We start from the raw sequence: 16170 nt of genomic DNA on the forward strand, positions 1-16170 counted from the left end.
TATCGGGCTTTGGCAATTATGGCTACCTCACCCCGCTACGCCGCCTAATCCGCTTCCTGTTCGTCAGGCCAGCAGTTTGCCTTCGGCTTCCTTCAGATTCGCAGTCGCCCGCGACACCCTTGCCTTCAGCTAACACTTCCCCTTGCCGGGTGTGTAGAGGACTTCCACCTCCAAGTCATCCAGCTCACCACCACAGTGAGCCAGACAGCGCCAGTCACGGCGCTACGCGCCATGCCTGGCGCACCATAAAAAAGCCCGACTCGCTGGTCGGGCTTTTTCTTGCTCGCGACTTAAGCCAAGGCTCAGGCCTGTGGTGCCTTGGTGCGGCCTTTGTAGGAACCACCTTCACGGGTATCGATTTCGATCCAGTCACCGATTTCCACGAAATCAGCAACGCTCAGCTCGGTACCGTTTTTCAGCTTGGCAGGCTTCATCACCTTGCCCGAAGTGTCGCCGCGAGCGGAACCTTCGGTGTAGTCGATCTGACGGACGATGGTAGTCGGCAGGTCAACGGAAACCAGACGCTCTTCGAAGAACACGGCCTCGCAGATGTCGGTCATGCCTTCTTCGATGAACGGCAGAACGCCTTCGATGTCTTCGGCGTTCAGCTCGTACATGGTGTAGTCGGTGGTGTCCATGAACGTGTAGATGTCGCCGTTGATGAAGGACAGGGTCGCTTCTTTACGGTCGAGGATCACGTCGTCCAGCTTGTCGTCTGCACTGTAGACGGTTTCGGTCTTGTAACCGGTCAGCAGGTTTTTCAGCTTGGTCTTCATGATCGCGCTGTTACGACCGGACTTGGTGAACTCAGCTTTCTGAACCAGCCAAGGATCGTTGTCGATACGAATCACGGTACCGGGTTTCAGTTCTTTACCAGTTTTCATCACGAATATCCGAATTTGGATGGAGATTTACAAAAATCTAGGCCGCATATCATATCCAATTTAGGTAAAACTGCACCAGAGCCGCTGCAAGGTCAGCCTGGGAGGCCTGCCCCAGACACCATTTCTCGGCATGTTCGGCCACCTCAGGCCACTCCTGCAACAGCGCCTGCCAGCTTTCAGCCATTCCTTCCCCTGCATTCCAGGCCCGCCACAGGCCTGTCATCGCCGCCTTGGCCGGCGGCGACAAGCCCACGGTATAGAGCGCAAGAAAGGCTTCGAGCTTGTCCAGATGGACATCTTCTTCCTGCTGGTAAATGTGCCAGAGCAGTGGGTGCCCGGCCCATTGCGCGCGGACGAAAGAGTCTTCACCGCGCACGGCATTGAAATCGCAGCTCCACAGCAAGCGGTCGTAATCATCCTGCTGGACGAACGGTAGCACGTGGACACTCAAGGTCCCGCGCGTCTGGCTATCGCCTGGCTTCAAGCCCTGTACGCCCAGCCAGCGCTCAAGATCCGCCAAAATCCGCCCCTCCGGCACCAACAGCTGAGTGGGTTGGAGGTCCCTGCGCAGGGCATCCAGCCAACTGGCCAGCCCGGTATTCTCGTAGGCGAACAGCGAGATCAACCGCGCACCCGGCAGTGGTTGCACACCCAATGAGCGCAGAAAAGCTAGCCGCGCTGCCGCATCGGCTTGGAACGCCTGACGTTGCGCCAGCAGATCACGCTCACGCAGCAAGCCCCCCGTGTCGGCGCTAAAGCCTGGAAAAAAGAAGAACTTCTGCAACCCACCCGACTGCAACGAAGGCAAGCCGTGACAACCAGCGACCCAATCCTCGGCACTGAGGTATTCCAGATTCAGCCAGAGCACTTTCGGCTTCGCCGCCATGGCGGCGATATAGGCTGCGGGTAAGTGGCAGGCAAAAGCCCCGATCACCACCTGCGCGGGCTCGACTGGCTGCCACTGTTTAGGCCACAGGCAAATCTCCACCCCCTGCTGCCACTGGCACGGGGCGTTGGCGTCGGCTTGCGGACAGAGCCGGACGAAAGCCTGCAGATCATCCACCCACAGCCGCACGGCTTGCCCCTGCTCGGCCGCCAACTGCCGGGCCAAACGCCAGGTCACGCCAATATCGCCGTAGTTATCGACAACGCTGCAGAATATGTCCCAGGTGGCTTTCATGCCGGACTCCGATGATGGGATAAGAGAAACCTTAAGGGGTTGCCGGTAATTGGAGAAGAGCATCGGTTGCCTTGATCCAGCCAAGATGAGCCAAACCCTGGGATTGTCTGGTGTTACGTGGGTTTCTCCTACCCAGCCCCCTTCCCTTCGGCCTATGGCAAGCGTTCCGAAAGGTCGGTCGACCCAAAGGGCTCATCCAACTGCCACCAACACTGAACGCAGAAACGAAAAAGCCCGGCATAGGGCCGGGCTTTTTCGTATTTCTATATGGCGATGAAGGAGGGATTCGAACCCTCAAAGGTATCGTTCCATACCGCTCAACGTCGCATAAATGCTGGCATCTGGCGCCAATGATAACGCCTAAACCGGCTTAGAGCAGCCGGCGCTTTGTCCCAAAACAAACACATTCAGGGCTTTGAGAGCGTCTACAGAAACCGGGGCGATTCACGAACGGCAGAAGTCGACCACTACATCTCCCCCACCTTCCCTCCTCAGGGGGAAGGTGGATTATCAGGAAAGTCGATACGGCTATTTTCATGCCGCGGGATTAAGCAACGCCTTCAAGGCGTATCCATTTCGCCTAGATCCATTTCGCCTGGATCGATATCGTCATCGCTCCTGGGAATACCGGCGGCGAACCAACTCGAGTTGGCCGCGTTACGGATGAGGAGCACCGGGGTGGTACATGGAGCGGGGGGCGCCGGCGAAAGCACATCGTTGATCCTGAAGTCTCCATTGGCATCGAGCGGTACGCCGACAAGGTTCGAGTTGCTTTCCGTGAACGGGCTCGTGGTTTCACAAATCAGCGTGGCAAACACCAACTGTCCAGTCGCCCTTCCGACATTATTGCCGCCACCCAATACCAGCCCCCTCCCATCGACCGTGATGCTTCCGTTCATTTCCACCTGGGCATCCAGTTTCCTTATCACCCAGATCTGACCAGCGGGTTGGACTCCGCGGACGATGTTGCGGTTTACGATCGTGGCGATTGCTTCCGTCCCCTGACCACTCGAGACGGGTAAGACTCCGATTCCACCCTTGAATATAGCGAGGGTGTCAGCGGCTACAACAGATGAGGCTAAGGCCCCTACGATGAGGAGTGCAGGAATGGATGCAGTTAGCACTTTCTTCATGACTGTATCTCCTTTTCAGGTCGCGATCGCATACCGAAGCACAACTTGTACGGCGCTTCAGGGTGCAACCGCTTCGCAGTGAGAGGGGGGGGCAGTCCGTGATCCCTTCTTGCACGGGGAACGCTAGCCAAAAGCTTTGGGATGCGTCGGACGTAAGGGAAATTCAAACGCTGTTTTGCCAATGGCTACTGTTGCTTCAGCCCGGGCAAACCTCCTCTCCCCTCCGGTGGAGCTTGGGCCTGACGTCGCGTCACCGGCCGCCGAGCAGCAAAGCTGTTGGGTGGCCCGATTCACCCGTATGTCAGCCCCCACCGTCCGTCAGGATTGGCACGAGCGCAAACAACTCATCGGCGTTGTGCTTGAACCCTGGCAGTACTCCAACTTGGAGTATAGCCCCTTCAAACCCGTCGCCATTTCCATGTGCCTCGGTGGGTGGAAGTCGGCGCGGAGGGCGCCCTCACTCCAGCCCTCTCCCTGAATTGGAAAGGGGGTGAGCTATGCCGGTGCAGACGCATGTAGTCCTGTAAGGCGCTACAAGCGATTTTCTCCACTTGGGTATGGGTCAAGTACCCCCTAAAAAATCCAGAATTTGCGTTTTTACACAGCCTCGGCCAGGAGCGGACAGTCATGAACGACCGCTCCAGCCCCTTGGAGGCCATTCGAGCAATCCGCTGGACAAGAACTGCGTTGCTGCCCTGCAGCGTCAATCCGTTTGCTAACGCCGTTCCTCCAGCGGTTGCCAGGCTATGGCCAAAAGCACTTATCATTCAACGATATACCTCATGGTCTGGGTGGGAATCGTCGGATGCTGTCTGCTGTCAAACGCTACAAACTGCTCCTCTCCGGGGCGTTGGCGCGATACTTCCCTCGGACCACGGCGTATCTGCGCTCCGAGAGCGAGGCGGCTTCGCTCCAGAAAAAGCCTAGATCGCGGGTGAAGAAGGCCACCGCTACAGCCAGCAAGGCCAACGCGGCCAGTGCGAAAAAACCCGTCAGCCCCCGTCCCAAGCCCAGTAAACCAGCCAGCGAAGGTATCTATGGGCCCTCGCTGATGCCGATCGACGAGCAACATATCAAAGCTATGCGCGAGGGCGTCGGCAAGGCCGTGGACGCTGGCGTGATCAGCCCCCCTTCGGATGAGCAGTGGGCGATGATCCTCGGCCGCAATCCGGTCACCCGAATCTTCGCCGGCGCTGGCTCGGGTAAGTCCACCACCCTGGTGCTGCGCGTGGTGTTCATGCTCTGTCATATGGGCATCGAACCCGGTCGTCTCACGGTAATATCCTTCACGAATGCGTCCTGCGCGCAGCTGCGCGAGCAACTGATCAAGGTCCTGGGGTTTTGGCAGTATCCCCTCGACGCCGCCCAGGCCCGGCAATGCGTGCGCACCTTCCATTCGGCCATGGGTGTCCTGGCCAAGGAAGTGTTGAACAGCCCGGTCTGGTTCGAACAGATGAACGACCAGGGCGCCTCGGCCAGCGAACTGGATAACCCCCTCACCTCCGCACGCCTGCGTCCCGCCCAGCAGCGCTTGCTAAAACAGGTTTACCAGAATTGCTACACCCAGGAACCGGGCTTTCGTGAGCGGGTTCATAGCTTGCTGGGTTTGCCACCGCTACCGGCCACCGACGTCGAGGGTAAGCGCGCACGAGCGCCCAAGGCGCCCCTGGATGGCTTCAAGCTGGCAGGGGAGTTCACCCCAGTGCCGCTGTTCGAAGCCTTCTATGTGCAGGCGGGCTTTATGGAAAGCATCGGCATCCGCCTTGACCAGATACAAACCCAAGCGCTGTCATGCTCCGCCTCGGAACGAGTCTTCATCGAAGCCCTGGTTTTGTTCTGGAAGTCTTTCGAGGGCTGTCTGCGCGAGCAGGGCCTGATGACCTTCAACGGTGCCTTCCAGAGGCTCACCCAAAGCCTGTCTGCTGGCGGGGACGGGATCTCGGCCCTGGGACCCTTCAGTCATCTGTTGATCGATGAATTCCAGGACATCTCCCCGCAGATCGTCCAGTGGCTGCAAGCCGTCCACCGCGGCCTGGCGCGCAAGGGCGAGGCGGTCAGTCTCATGGCCATCGGCGACGACTGGCAGTCCATCTATGGTTGGCGTGGTAGTTCGCCCGAACTGTTCATGGACTTCGACAAGTACTTCCCAGGCAAGGGTGAATCGAAGAAAAGCACCGTGCTCATGCTGGAAACCAACTACCGTTCCATCGAGCCGGTGATCCGCGATGGCGAGGCGGTGCTCAATGGCGTCGAGTACAAGCAAGCCAAGACCAGCAAAGCCTTCAAGGCCACGCAAGCGGGGGATCACGGCGTCAAGGTAGTGCAGCGCTTTGATATGAAAGCCCGTTTGCCGGAGCTGTTGAAGGAAATCAAAGCTCAATGCGAACACGTCGCCACCCGCAAAATGGCCGATCGTACCGCGGTGCTAGTCCTGAGCCGGCGCAACGAACCCTTGCAGAGCATCCAGGCCCAGCTGGACAAGAAACTGCCGGTCAAGACCTACACCATCCATCGTGCCAAGGGTTTGCAAGCCGAAGTCGCGATCATCGTCGACGATTGCTCGCCCCCCGAAAAACACTCGTTACGCAATGCGCTGTACGCCTATTCGGGGTTCTTTCGAAATAGCTACGACCAGGCGATGAAGGATGAGAGTTTGCGACTGGCTTATGTGGCTATTACCCGAGGAGTGAGCCGGGTGCTTTGGTTTACCCAGAAGACCCAGGGGGCGACGCAGGTGTTGGTGGAGCGAGCCAACCAACGAAGTCGTTCTTCGACTTAGGGTTTGAATCGTCCCCCCTATTCTTGTCGGCATCTTCGATGTGTCCGTTGGACAGTCACCGCCCAAAGAGAGCTGGTGACTGGCAGGCTGAGCAGCTTTGAATGGGAAGATCCAAGGGAAGCCATCATTGCCTTAAAACACGCGAGCTCTGCTGACAGCCAAGCTTGGTGTCGCATTTACGTTCAGTTGGTGACTGTCTCCTTTGGGTCCAGGCTGTGTGAAAACGCGGACACCGTTTTGAAGTCCGCGTTGCTACGTAAAATCTGCCAGCGTTTGGTTATCCAGCAGACCTTAAATTTGCGTAGGAGCGCGATTTTTGCTCCGATTCTGATCACAGCACCTGCTCGAAATTGTTTTTACACAGCCTCGGTCGTTAGCTGCCGGTCGTGAAGGTCTGCTTGCGACCCAGGCTGTGTGAAACGTCACGAGCGAAGGTTAGACAAGGCAAAAACAGGCGAAAAAGCGCAGTTTACGTAGTGTAAATGAGCATTCTGAGCCTGTTTTTAACGCTGTATAACCGAGCGCAGTAGTTTTCACACGGCCTGGACCCTTAGCGGTCGTCCAGCCCCAGATGCGACACCCCACAGAAAGTGCGTGTGTGAATCACCGCCTGCGGGGCGGGGGATGGTTAGGCTGCGCTTGCGCCTTGGACTAAGAGCGACCCAGCGCGCTCGTTGTTTGCTATTGATGGGACGCCCCCCTGCTCAGAGGTTAGGGTTCAGCCGCAGCGGAATTCTGCGCTGGCCGAACGCGCCGGCATATTGGTCGAAGCGCCCGGCGATGGGGGAGTTACACTGCGGACAGCGACCGCCTGCCGTCACCTGGTAGTGCAGGATGCGGTGCCAGTCACGCACGATCAATGGCTCGCCGCAGCCCGGACAAGAAGTCGTGCCGCCCTCAGCATCATGCACATTGCCCGTGTAGGCATAGCGTAGCCCTTGTGCACAGGCTATCTGTCGGGCGCGGGTGAGCGTCGCCGCCGGAGTCGGCGGTGTGTCGAGCATCTTGAAATCGGGGTGGAAGGCGGTGAAGTGGATGGGCACATCCGGGCCCAGCTCCTTGAACACCCAGGCGCACAGTGCCTCGATTTCACCATTCGAATCGTTGTAGCCCGGAATCAGCAAGGTAGTAATTTCCGTCCAGACGTCGGTTTCATGATGCAGATAGACCAGGGTATCCAGCACTGGCTGCAGATGCGCGCCGGTGAGCTTGAAATAGAAGTCGTCGGTAAAAGCCTTCAGGTCGACATTCGCCGCGTCCATCACCGCGAAGAATTCGCGCCGGGGCTCGTCGTGCACATAGCCCGAGGTCACTGCCACCGTCTTAATGCCGCGCGTATGGCAAGCGTTTGCTGTATCGATGGCGTATTCGGCAAAGATCACCGGATCGTTGTAGGTGAAGGCCACGCTGCTACAGCCCGATCTTTCCGCAGCCAGGGCTATCTGCTGCGGGCTGGCCTGATCCATCAGACGGTCCATGTCCCGCGATTTGCTGATATCCCAGTTCTGGCAAAACTTGCAGGCGAGATTGCAGCCCGCCGTGCCGAAGGAGAACACCCCCGAGCCGGGGAGGAAGTGGTTGAGCGGTTTCTTCTCGATAGGGTCGATACAAAAGCCGGATGAGCGGCCGTAGGTAGTCAGCACCATCTGCCCGCCTTCGCGCATGCGCACGAAGCAGGCGCCGCGCTGTCCGTCCCGCAGCTTGCAGTCACGAGGACACAGGTCGCACTGAATTCGGCCATCGGGCAGGTTGTGCCACCAGCGGCCCGAGTAATGTCCAGACAGGTCATTCATAGCCAGGCTCCTACCGCTTGCTGACTGTGTCGCACGCCAGACGGATATCCGCATGCCAGAAATCGGCGGGTGCGTTTCAGTAGTGTGCACTCCCCCACTTGTGGTAGGAAGCTGCCGCTGGAATGGTATTTCGCAACTATGTCATCGATACCGGGCCGGAACAATAAGCGGAACAATAAGGGATAGATCACTATATTGTTGCTTGTACGCGGCCCCTTTGGGTCGGCTGCTCTCAGTCGTGACAGGCAGGAGTCGACCCTTTGCAGTCGTTTAGCTGCTATTTTCACAACCACCGATAATGGCCGTTTGCGAGGTCTCGCCGGCGCGTCACTCGGGAAGATCGGCCTTGCGGTAGCCATCAACGAAATGCTCAAGCGTCGCAGCGTCGCGCAATGGCTCCGTCGTGGCCCAGTGGGTAGAGCATCGTGGACGCCGGCTTTATAGATCTCGACATACGGCTCACAAGAATTCGGCACGCGCAGTCGAAGGTTTATTTTCTCGACGCTGTAAAACCTACAGCCGAAAAGGCTGGCGCATCTTTCATGGACGCCCGACGGGGTTCGTTGTAAACATTCCGACCGCTTGATTTTAGAGGAGACGCAGCATGGACCGATTCACGGGCGGTTGCCTGTGCGGCAACGTCCGAATTGTGGCGTCGGGACTCCCATACCGGGTCGGCCTTTGTCACTGTCTCGACTGCCGCAAGCATCATGGGGCCCTTTTTCACGCTTCCGCGGTGTTCCCTCAGGATGCGGTGACGATCGATGGCGAAACACGCGACTACGCCGGGCGGTTTTTCTGTCCCCGCTGCGGCTCGTCCGTTTTCGCACGCACCGCAGACGAAATCGAAGTGAACCTAGGATCCCTGGATGCCCCTGACCAACTGATGCCAACCTACGAAAGCTGGATCGTCCGTCGCGAGTCCTGGTTGCCGCCGTTTCCGCTCACGAGACGATACGAGCGCGATCGTGACGCCACGGGTCGCTTTGAGGAGTAGGTGGCACGAACGGTGCGAAGGCGCCGTTACGAGGTGACCGAGATGTATGCCTAGATCGAGATCTCGAACCAGATGCTCGAGGACAGCGCCTTCGATCACGCCGGCCGTCACTCCGGAAGACCGGCCTTGCGGTATGTGAACTCTCCGAACAACTGGATTGTTCAGCTTGCTGCGACCGACAACGGCGTTGTGGCGCGCACCGTTAGCCTCCGCGGCAGTTGAGCCCGAGCAACAGAGCTACCTTATCGTCACCGCTGCTGCGATAAGGCTATGTCCGCTGCTGGAAAGCGGCCGATCGTGAAGGTCCGCTGCACGGACAGTGAGCTCGAAATAACGCTGCAAGCGGCCTTCAACCCGGCATGTTCAATCCACCTCGTCACGGAATAGGCGCTCGGGTAGAACGGGTTGTGCCCGGTTATGACTGCCACAGATTTTCTGCACTGATCCGCCGTGCGTAGGAATGCGGCGAGCCCGGCCGCTCTATTCGGCCTGGCCCGCCTGCAACTTGCTACCCCGCAGCGGCATCGCCCGTCATTCTGCGGCAAAGCAGTACAGCAGCCCCGCCCCGCCCGAGCCGGCCAGGGCTTCGCTGCTGCAGCCACGCGAGGGGTGCGAGGAGTTCCACGAGCGTGCCGCCGCATCGTCACGCAGTCCTATTCGGTCGTGATGACCGACCTGGGCCGTCCCTTCGCCGCTGCTGGTCCAGTTGCTGCAGGTATGGTCATCGCTGCCGGCGAACGCAGTTCCGTCTGCCTGCGAGCCGGTGAGGATGTCGTGCATGTTCGGCGTGTCGCCGCGCCCCTTAACCAACGCCCCGTGTTCGTCCAGGGCCGTTTCCTTGGTCAGTTGGTTGTCGCCGTGCAGTTGCGCGACATCACGGGCGATGACGGCCCCCTTGGCGTTTTGCCAGGGGCCTTGGCCGATGCGATCACGGGCATTGACCGCCCCTGCGCCGCCGGCGGCACTGGTGCTGAGGTAAGCACGCCAGGTGCGCTGGCCCGCCCCAACGGCGGAGGCCAGCGTCTGACAGTGCCTGTCGGCGCCGGCCAGACCGCCTAGATCGGCGCCCTTTCCCATGCCGAGGCTAGTGACGAAGAAGGTCATGTCCGTTTGCTGGGCCTGGCTGGCGAAACTGCAGACTAATGCCAGCAGGGCAGTCGGTAAGGCGAGAGTGAAAGTCGAGATGCGCATGTACAGTCCTCCTGCGGAAAAACGGCCCCAAGATGGAATGTGACTGAGAAATTGAGCCTAGACGACGCCGGTTACCGACACACAGCCGCGGTTCGACCTTCCGTCGCCATGTATTGCTTGAGTGCGCGGCTCGCAGCTTGGCGAGCGGGCGTTGGATGCAGGATGCGGTAAGACTCAATCCGCTTGGGGCGCTCCAGGGGCTTCGACACTTTTTCGACACGGCCCCCGGGAACCAGAAAGCAAAAACCCCCGATCTCTTTCGAAATCAGGGGTTTTCGTATTTCTCAATATGGCGGTGAAGGAGGGATTCGAACCCTCGATACGATTTCTCGTATACACACTTTCCAGGCGTGCTCCTTAAGCCTCTCGGACACCTCACCGAAGTCTCGACAGACTGTCAGGTCCGTCGAGGCGCGCTAATCTAGCCGAACAGCCCGCCAAAGGCAAAAGTTTTTTACAGGAGATTCATGCGCTTAAGCTAAATGCTGATCCCGAACCGAGGCAGGCTGAGCCTGCGCCTCAAAACGCTGGCTGCCGAACCGTAAAAAACCCAAGGCAATAAACAGGCTTAAGCCAAACAGAAGCACCACGCCCTGCGGACATTGGATTTCCACGCTATTGGCATGTACTAGCAGTGCTATTAGGGCCGTACCCGCTGTTAATAAAGCCGTAGCTTGTTCAAATGGTCGCATTGCCCGTCCCTCGCAGTTTTCTGGCTAACCTAAGTTGCGCACCTGAAAGTCAGCCAATTGCCTCTCTCGATAAGACCATCAGCCGCGCGGCACCTTATTCAAGCCGCACAGGCCGAGCATGCGAGCCGTGGCTGACTGGCCAGTCAGCCACGGCGCTTTACCTTAACTGGACGGGTCGGTAACGTTTGCCCACCTTTCAGTACATGCCTCAGCAAGGATTCCCGCCATGAGCGACCTGATCAGCTACCAACTCGAAGACGGCATTGCCACCCTGACCCTGAGCAATGGCAAGGTCAACGCCATCTCCCCGGACGTGATCGCGGCCTTCAATGTCGCACTGGATCGTGCCGAGCAGGACAAAGCGATCGTGATCATCACCGGCCAGCCGGGCATTCTCTCTGGCGGTTATGACCTGAAAGTGATGACCTCCGGCCCGCAGAACGCGATCAGTCTGGTGGCTGCCGGTTCAACTCTGGCCCGCCGGATGCTCGCTCACCCGTTCCCGATCATCGTCGCCTGCGGCGGCCATGCCGTGGCCAAGGGTGCGTTTATCCTGCTCTCGGCAGACTATCGCATCGGCGTCGAAGGCCCGTTCAGCATTGGCCTGAATGAAGTGCAGATCGGCATGACCATGCACCACGTCGGCATCGAACTGGCCCGCGACCGTTTGCGCAAATCGGCTTTTCACCGCTCGGTCATCAATGGCGAGATGTTCGACCCGCAAGGCGCCGTCGACGCCGGCTTCCTGGATAAGGTGGTGCCGGCTGAGCAACTGATGGCAACCGCGATTGCTGCCGCCCAGCAGTTGAAGAAAATCAACATGACGGCACACAAAAACACCAAGCTGAAAGTGCGCAAAACGCTGCTGGAAACCCTGGACCGAGCCATTGAGCTGGACCAACAACACCTCGTCTAAGGCGCCCGCCTTGAGTTAAAAGCCCGGCCAAGTGCCGGGCTTTTTATTTGGTTTAACTGCCGAGAATCTCGCGATCTACCTCTGATCTCCTTTGTTTGCCGAAAACAGTGCACATCCGTACACTGCGCGCCTTTTGTTCAGACGGGCGTACCAATGCTTTTTCTTCTGCGAATGCTACCTATGGGCCTGCACTTTATCGTGGCCGGCGTCCTCGGCATTCTGATTGGCCTGTGCCGCCCGTTTAATCCGGACAACAGCCGTCTCTGCGCCCGCCTCTACTCGTGGCCAGCGCTGTGGATCTTGCGTCTACGCCTGCAGACCGACACCCAAGCGCTGCGCGATCATTCACACGCCTGCGTGATCATCGCTAACCACCAATCCAACTATGACCTGTTCGTGCTGGGCAGCGTGGTGCCCAAGCGTACCGTCACCATCGGCAAGAAAAGCCTCAAATGGGTGCCCTTCTTCGGCCAGCTCTTCTGGCTCGCCGGTAATGTGCTGATCGACCGTGGCAATGCCCGCAAAGCCAAACAGGCCATGCTCACCACCACCGAAACCCTGCAGCATAAAGACACCTCGATCTGGGTTTTCCCGGAAGGTACGCGCAACCTCGGCAAGGGTTTGCTGCCGTTCAAGAAAGGTGCATTTCAGATGGCCATCGCCGCTGGGGTGCCGATCATTCCGGTATGCGTCAGCACTTACAGTACGCACATGCAGCTGAATCGCTGGAGCAGCGGCGAGATCATGATTCGCTCCCTACCCGCTATTCCCACCGTGGGATTGACTCTGGAGGATATTCCGACCTTGATCGAACGGTGCCGCGCGCAGATGCAGCAATCTATTTATGAGATGGATCAGCAGATCACAGCCTCCTGGACGGGGGCAGCCAAACACGCGCTTCAGTGATCGGCAAAGCCCAGCTCTACGCTGGGCTTTTCGTTGGTGAGTTTGCGCTCGAACCTCTAGCCTTAGAAGTGCGCCACTTGAGCGCAACACTGCGCGCGAACATGAACGGTTACTGACGCTCGCCATAGCGCTTTCGGATCGACCGTCTGCCGACAGATTTAAAGCCAGGGCTCGAGCCATGCCTGAGCTAACCGGTAAGACATTCCCGCCGGCTGAGGTAAGCTGCCACCGGGCCTCGCCCGCCATCTTCAACTGGAGAGAATGGATACCAACATGGGTCACGTCGTTGCAGCTGTGGTTTACGCCAAAGGCAAGAAAGTCACCGATATCGCTCTCGACGAAGGCATCAGCTGGGCCACGAAACCCGGCCACTTCGTCTGGATTGGCCTGCATGACCCCGCGAAAGAAGAACTGCTCAACCTGCAAAAGCAGTTCAACCTGCACGCACTGGCCATCGACGACGCGCTGACACAGCACACTCGACCCAAGCTGGAAACCTTCGGCGATGCGCTGTTTATGGTGGTCTACTCGCCCATCGTCACAGACGGCGAGTTGCAGTTCATCGAAACCCAACTATTTGCCGGCGAGGGTTACGTCATCAGCGCTCGCTACGGAGAATCGCCCTCCTACGCCCGCGTACGCCAACGCTGCGAAGCCCAGCCGCTGATGCTCGAGCACGGTGAAGACTTCGTGCTGTATGCGCTGCTCAGCTTCGTTATCGAGAACTACCGGCCGCTGATGGAAAAAATCAACGATGAACTGGAAGAGCTCGAGCAGAAAGTCCTGAATAATCCGCTCACCCAGGTCGATGTCGAGCAGATCCAAGGCATGCGCCGCAACTTGCTGCGGATACGTCGCTACATCGCACCCATGCTGGAGATTTGCCAGGAGTTGCAACAGCTGGACTTCCCCTTTATCGACAAACATATGCGGCCGTACTTCCGTGACATCTCGATCCACGTCAAGCGCGTGCTGGAAGACCTCACCGGGCTGCGCGAAATGGCCGACCACGCGATCGAGGTCGGCCTGCTGGTGGAGTCATCCCGGCAAAGCGTCGTGCAGCGCAAGTTCGCCGCCTGGGCCGCAATCCTTGCCTTCCCCACGGCTATCGCGGGGATTTACGGAATGAACTTCAACAATATGCCGGAGCTGACCTGGCATTACGGCTACTACGGCATACTCGGCATCATCGTGGTTGGTTGTGGTGGTTTGTTTGCCAACTTCAAAAGAATGGGCTGGCTGTAGCCCTGCGCCTAAATAGAAAAGCCCGGCGGCTAGCCGCAATGCTGTTCACTTAAGCATACGTCTTCGCCTTTTATCCCCTCGCCCCTCTGGGGAGAGGGTTAGGGAGAGGGGTGCATGCCAGATGAATTCACTTTTGCCCGCTATTTACCCTCTCCCCCAGCCCCTCTCCCGTAAACGGGAGAGGGGCGCCCAGGCGCACATCGCTTAAGTGAACAGCATTGCGGCGGCTAGCAGGGCTTTTGGGTGCAGAACGGCAGGCGGCTCAAGCCGACTCAGCAGTCCGATTCTGCGCAACGAAGCGCATCATCCATTCCGCCACCGTGGCGCCCTGGTGGTCGTGCTGCAGGCTGGCGATACCTTGCTGGTAAACCTGCTCACCCAGGTGCTGCTGACGAATCTCCAACAATGCCTTGGAGTAGTCATGGATGAACTCCGGATGGCCCTGGAAGCACAGCACCTGATCATCGATGCAGTAGGCCGCAATCGGGCAGAACTCACTGGAAGCAATCACCGTCGCGTTTTCCGGCAGCACCGTGACCTGATCCTGATGGCTGATCAGCATGGTCAGCTCGTCCATCACCGGGCTCATCCAGGCCGGCTGTTCCGCCACCTGGTAGCGATGGGTGCCAACTCCCCAGCCCTGGTGCGAGCGCTCACTTTTACCACCGAGCAACAGCGCCAGCAGTTGATGGCCGAAGCAGATGCCGAGCAATTTATCGCCGCGCTCGTAACGCTCCAGCAGGTAGGTCTTGAGCGTTTGGATCCAAGGGTCAGTACCGAAGGAGTCGGCCTTGCTGCCGGTCACCAGGTAGGCGTCATAACGCTCGTCATCTGGGGGGTAATTGCCTTGCACCACGTTGTACACAGTGGCAGTGGCCGCTATCGGCTGCTGAGCAAACAGCTGCTCGAACATCCGCCCGTAGCCTTGGTACTGGTCAACCAGTTCCGGGCGGAGAAAGTCTGTTTCCAGAATGCAGATACGTAGCGGCATTAGCGATTTCCTGAAGCGATGAAGGTGAAAGCTCTGTGTTTGTTTTTTTTAACACATCGATCGAAGCAAAGAAATAACCGGGTGCTCTTCCCACAGGGCGCCAGGGTTGGCTCGGTGGGAGCTGCGGCGCGCCCGAAGTCTTTGCGCGGATGAGCGCACGCTCCGTCACAGCCCCCCGACGCCCTCCAGCGCCAGCAACGCGCAGCCACGTCCCGCCCTCATCACTGCGCTCGATAGTCACCATAAAGGCCTTTCACTTCTGCACCTGGGGTGCGCTCGGCAATCATGCAGCCATCGGGTCAAGCCCATCAGCCACATGAGGAACGCATAATGAACAAGTTTGCCGCTATCGCCAGCCTGATTGCCGCCTCCGCGTTTGTCAGCCACGCCAACGCTGAAATCTATCGCAGTGCCGACAAGACTCCCGCTCCCGAACTTAAAGCCGAGAAAAGCCTAGCCGCGAAATAACCACCTGCGCGCCGCGGCAACGCGGCGCACGAGCACATAGGAGAGCCGTAATGAATAGCGCACGAACCGAGTCAGGCAAAAACGTTTACGGCATCACCTACGCCACCTTTGATGACAACGGGCTGCACTTCGAGTCGGAACTGGCCATTCAGTTGCACGATGGCCCTCTGGTGACCCTGAAGATGCCGACACAGCTGAGCGAGCGACAGGCGATTAGCCAACTGGTCTGTGGCCAGGCGGCGGGTTGCAGTCGCTGAGCGTTATCCGTGCCGCCAAGCCGACTGCCTTGAAAACCCTCTTTCCGAGTGTTTTTTGATCCGTAGATCGAGGTGCTGGTCGAGGCGTTATTTCGCATTTAAGCGCGGCGAATATCATCGATAAAATAGATTATTAATGCGAAAAATATCCGCTTTTTAATCGATTAGTTATCAACGAAGCTTCACCCACGCACTCTCGGAGCAAGGCCATGAGTATCACCATCAAGTACGCCCGCAATGGCGCCTTGGCAGGCATTGGCCTGTATCTGATCTGCGCCATCACGCTGCTGACCCTGAGCATCAGCTATGAGAAAGCCCAGGCCAAGGCCGTTAGAAACGACTTATCCGTCTCGCTCTTCAGCCGCATAAGCCAAGCGCTGCCCGTGCTGTTCCACAGCTGAAATAACCCGCCGCAAAGCACGGCGAAATCCTCAAAGATCTGCCAGAGGCCCAGGGACACCATGAAGTTGCAAAAGAGAAACCTGCTGATCCTTGCCGCACTGGCCGTGATGACCAATGGCTTTTCATTGTTCGGTATCGGGCAGGCCTCAGTAGGCTCCGTTGCCAGAACGATAGAGTGCAATCACTCGATCGCACGCAACCTGGAACTTAAGGAAACCCTGCAAAGAATTGCCGGCAACCCACCCGCCAAGCGGGATATGGCCTTCGCTGGCCAATTCATTCTCGAGTGTTTCAGCTAGCTCAGCATTAACGTCGGTGCAGCAACCAGCCCTCCTC

General features: G+C 58.3%; 16 protein-coding genes and 1 tRNA gene. 9 read left to right on the top strand and 8 right to left on the bottom strand.

Annotated elements, in window-relative coordinates; genetic code table 11:
• Positions 1-302 precede the first annotated feature (302 nt).
• From D3879_RS09310 to D3879_RS09320, 3 genes are all read right to left on the bottom strand, one after another.
• Positions 303-884 carry an elongation factor P gene (locus D3879_RS09310; RefSeq protein ID WP_119953903.1) on the bottom strand — a complete coding sequence of 194 codons (582 nt, stop codon included), beginning with the start codon at positions 882-884 and terminating at the stop codon, positions 303-305.
• 49 nt (positions 885-933) lie between these two features.
• Complete coding sequence (gene earP / locus D3879_RS09315) at positions 934-2064, bottom strand: elongation factor P maturation arginine rhamnosyltransferase EarP (RefSeq protein WP_119953905.1); 1131 nt, start codon at positions 2062-2064, stop codon at positions 934-936.
• 560 nt (positions 2065-2624) lie between these two features.
• Positions 2625-3197: a hypothetical protein gene (locus D3879_RS09320; RefSeq protein WP_119953907.1), complete on the bottom strand. Its 573-nt coding sequence runs from the start codon at positions 3195-3197 to the stop codon at positions 2625-2627.
• 805 nt (positions 3198-4002) lie between these two features.
• Here D3879_RS09320 and D3879_RS09325 point away from each other — a divergent pair.
• A complete protein-coding gene (locus D3879_RS09325; RefSeq protein ID WP_119953910.1) occupies positions 4003-5976 on the top strand; it encodes a DEAD/DEAH box helicase in 1974 nt (657 codons plus the stop codon).
• 704 nt (positions 5977-6680) lie between these two features.
• Here D3879_RS09325 and amrS read toward each other — a convergent pair.
• Positions 6681-7769 (bottom strand): AmmeMemoRadiSam system radical SAM enzyme, encoded by a 1089-nt coding sequence (gene amrS / locus D3879_RS09330; RefSeq protein ID WP_119953913.1) that lies wholly within the window; start codon positions 7767-7769, stop codon positions 6681-6683.
• Positions 7770-8373: 604 nt separating this feature from the next.
• Between amrS and D3879_RS09335 the strand changes: the two genes are divergently transcribed.
• Positions 8374-8766 carry a GFA family protein gene (locus D3879_RS09335; protein ID WP_119953914.1) on the top strand — a complete coding sequence of 131 codons (393 nt, stop codon included), beginning with the start codon at positions 8374-8376 and terminating at the stop codon, positions 8764-8766.
• Positions 8767-9297: 531 nt separating this feature from the next.
• On the opposite strand, the gene D3879_RS09340 is transcribed toward D3879_RS09335, so the two are convergent.
• The 3 genes from D3879_RS09340 to D3879_RS09350 form a co-directional block, all read right to left on the bottom strand.
• Positions 9298-9957, bottom strand: coding sequence for a hypothetical protein (locus D3879_RS09340; RefSeq protein ID WP_119953916.1), 660 nt, complete (start codon positions 9955-9957; stop codon positions 9298-9300).
• Between the two features lie 290 nt (positions 9958-10247).
• Positions 10248-10337: transfer RNA gene (locus tag D3879_RS09345), tRNA-Ser, on the bottom strand.
• 93 nt (positions 10338-10430) lie between these two features.
• Positions 10431-10649, bottom strand: a complete 219-nt coding sequence (locus D3879_RS09350; RefSeq protein WP_119953918.1) for a hypothetical protein — start codon at positions 10647-10649, stop codon at positions 10431-10433.
• A gap of 226 nt (positions 10650-10875) precedes the next feature.
• Between D3879_RS09350 and D3879_RS09355 the strand changes: the two genes are divergently transcribed.
• The 3 genes from D3879_RS09355 (at position 10876) to D3879_RS09365 (ending at position 13716) form a co-directional block, all read left to right on the top strand.
• Positions 10876-11565 carry a crotonase/enoyl-CoA hydratase family protein gene (locus D3879_RS09355; RefSeq protein ID WP_119953921.1) on the top strand — a complete coding sequence of 230 codons (690 nt, stop codon included), beginning with the start codon at positions 10876-10878 and terminating at the stop codon, positions 11563-11565.
• Positions 11566-11718: 153 nt separating this feature from the next.
• Positions 11719-12471, top strand: a complete 753-nt coding sequence (locus D3879_RS09360) for a 1-acylglycerol-3-phosphate O-acyltransferase (protein WP_119953923.1) — start codon at positions 11719-11721, stop codon at positions 12469-12471.
• A gap of 273 nt (positions 12472-12744) precedes the next feature.
• Positions 12745-13716, top strand: coding sequence for a magnesium and cobalt transport protein CorA (locus D3879_RS09365; protein ID WP_119954934.1), 972 nt, complete (start codon positions 12745-12747; stop codon positions 13714-13716).
• 262 nt (positions 13717-13978) lie between these two features.
• Here the strand turns inward: D3879_RS09365 and D3879_RS09370 are convergent, their stop codons facing one another.
• Positions 13979-14707 (bottom strand): amidotransferase, encoded by a 729-nt coding sequence (locus tag D3879_RS09370; protein ID WP_119953925.1) that lies wholly within the window; start codon positions 14705-14707, stop codon positions 13979-13981.
• Between the two features lie 330 nt (positions 14708-15037).
• Here D3879_RS09370 and D3879_RS26510 point away from each other — a divergent pair, with 330 nt between their 5' ends.
• The 4 genes from D3879_RS26510 (at position 15038) to D3879_RS09385 (ending at position 16133) form a co-directional block, all read left to right on the top strand.
• Positions 15038-15175 (top strand): hypothetical protein, encoded by a 138-nt coding sequence (locus D3879_RS26510; RefSeq protein ID WP_158592073.1) that lies wholly within the window; start codon positions 15038-15040, stop codon positions 15173-15175.
• Between the two features lie 50 nt (positions 15176-15225).
• Positions 15226-15432, top strand: a complete 207-nt coding sequence (gene ptrC, locus D3879_RS09375) for a type III secretion system co-regulatory protein PtrC (protein WP_119953928.1) — start codon at positions 15226-15228, stop codon at positions 15430-15432.
• Between the two features lie 209 nt (positions 15433-15641).
• Positions 15642-15833: a hypothetical protein gene (locus D3879_RS09380; protein ID WP_119953930.1), complete on the top strand. Its 192-nt coding sequence runs from the start codon at positions 15642-15644 to the stop codon at positions 15831-15833.
• A 60-nt stretch (positions 15834-15893) separates the two neighbouring features.
• Complete coding sequence (locus D3879_RS09385; RefSeq protein ID WP_119953932.1) at positions 15894-16133, top strand: hypothetical protein; 240 nt, start codon at positions 15894-15896, stop codon at positions 16131-16133.
• Positions 16134-16170: the final 37 nt, after the last annotated feature.

It is taken from the genome of Pseudomonas cavernicola (genome assembly GCF_003596405.1).
In the GTDB taxonomy this organism is placed as follows: Bacteria; Pseudomonadota; Gammaproteobacteria; order Pseudomonadales; family Pseudomonadaceae; genus Aquipseudomonas; species Aquipseudomonas cavernicola.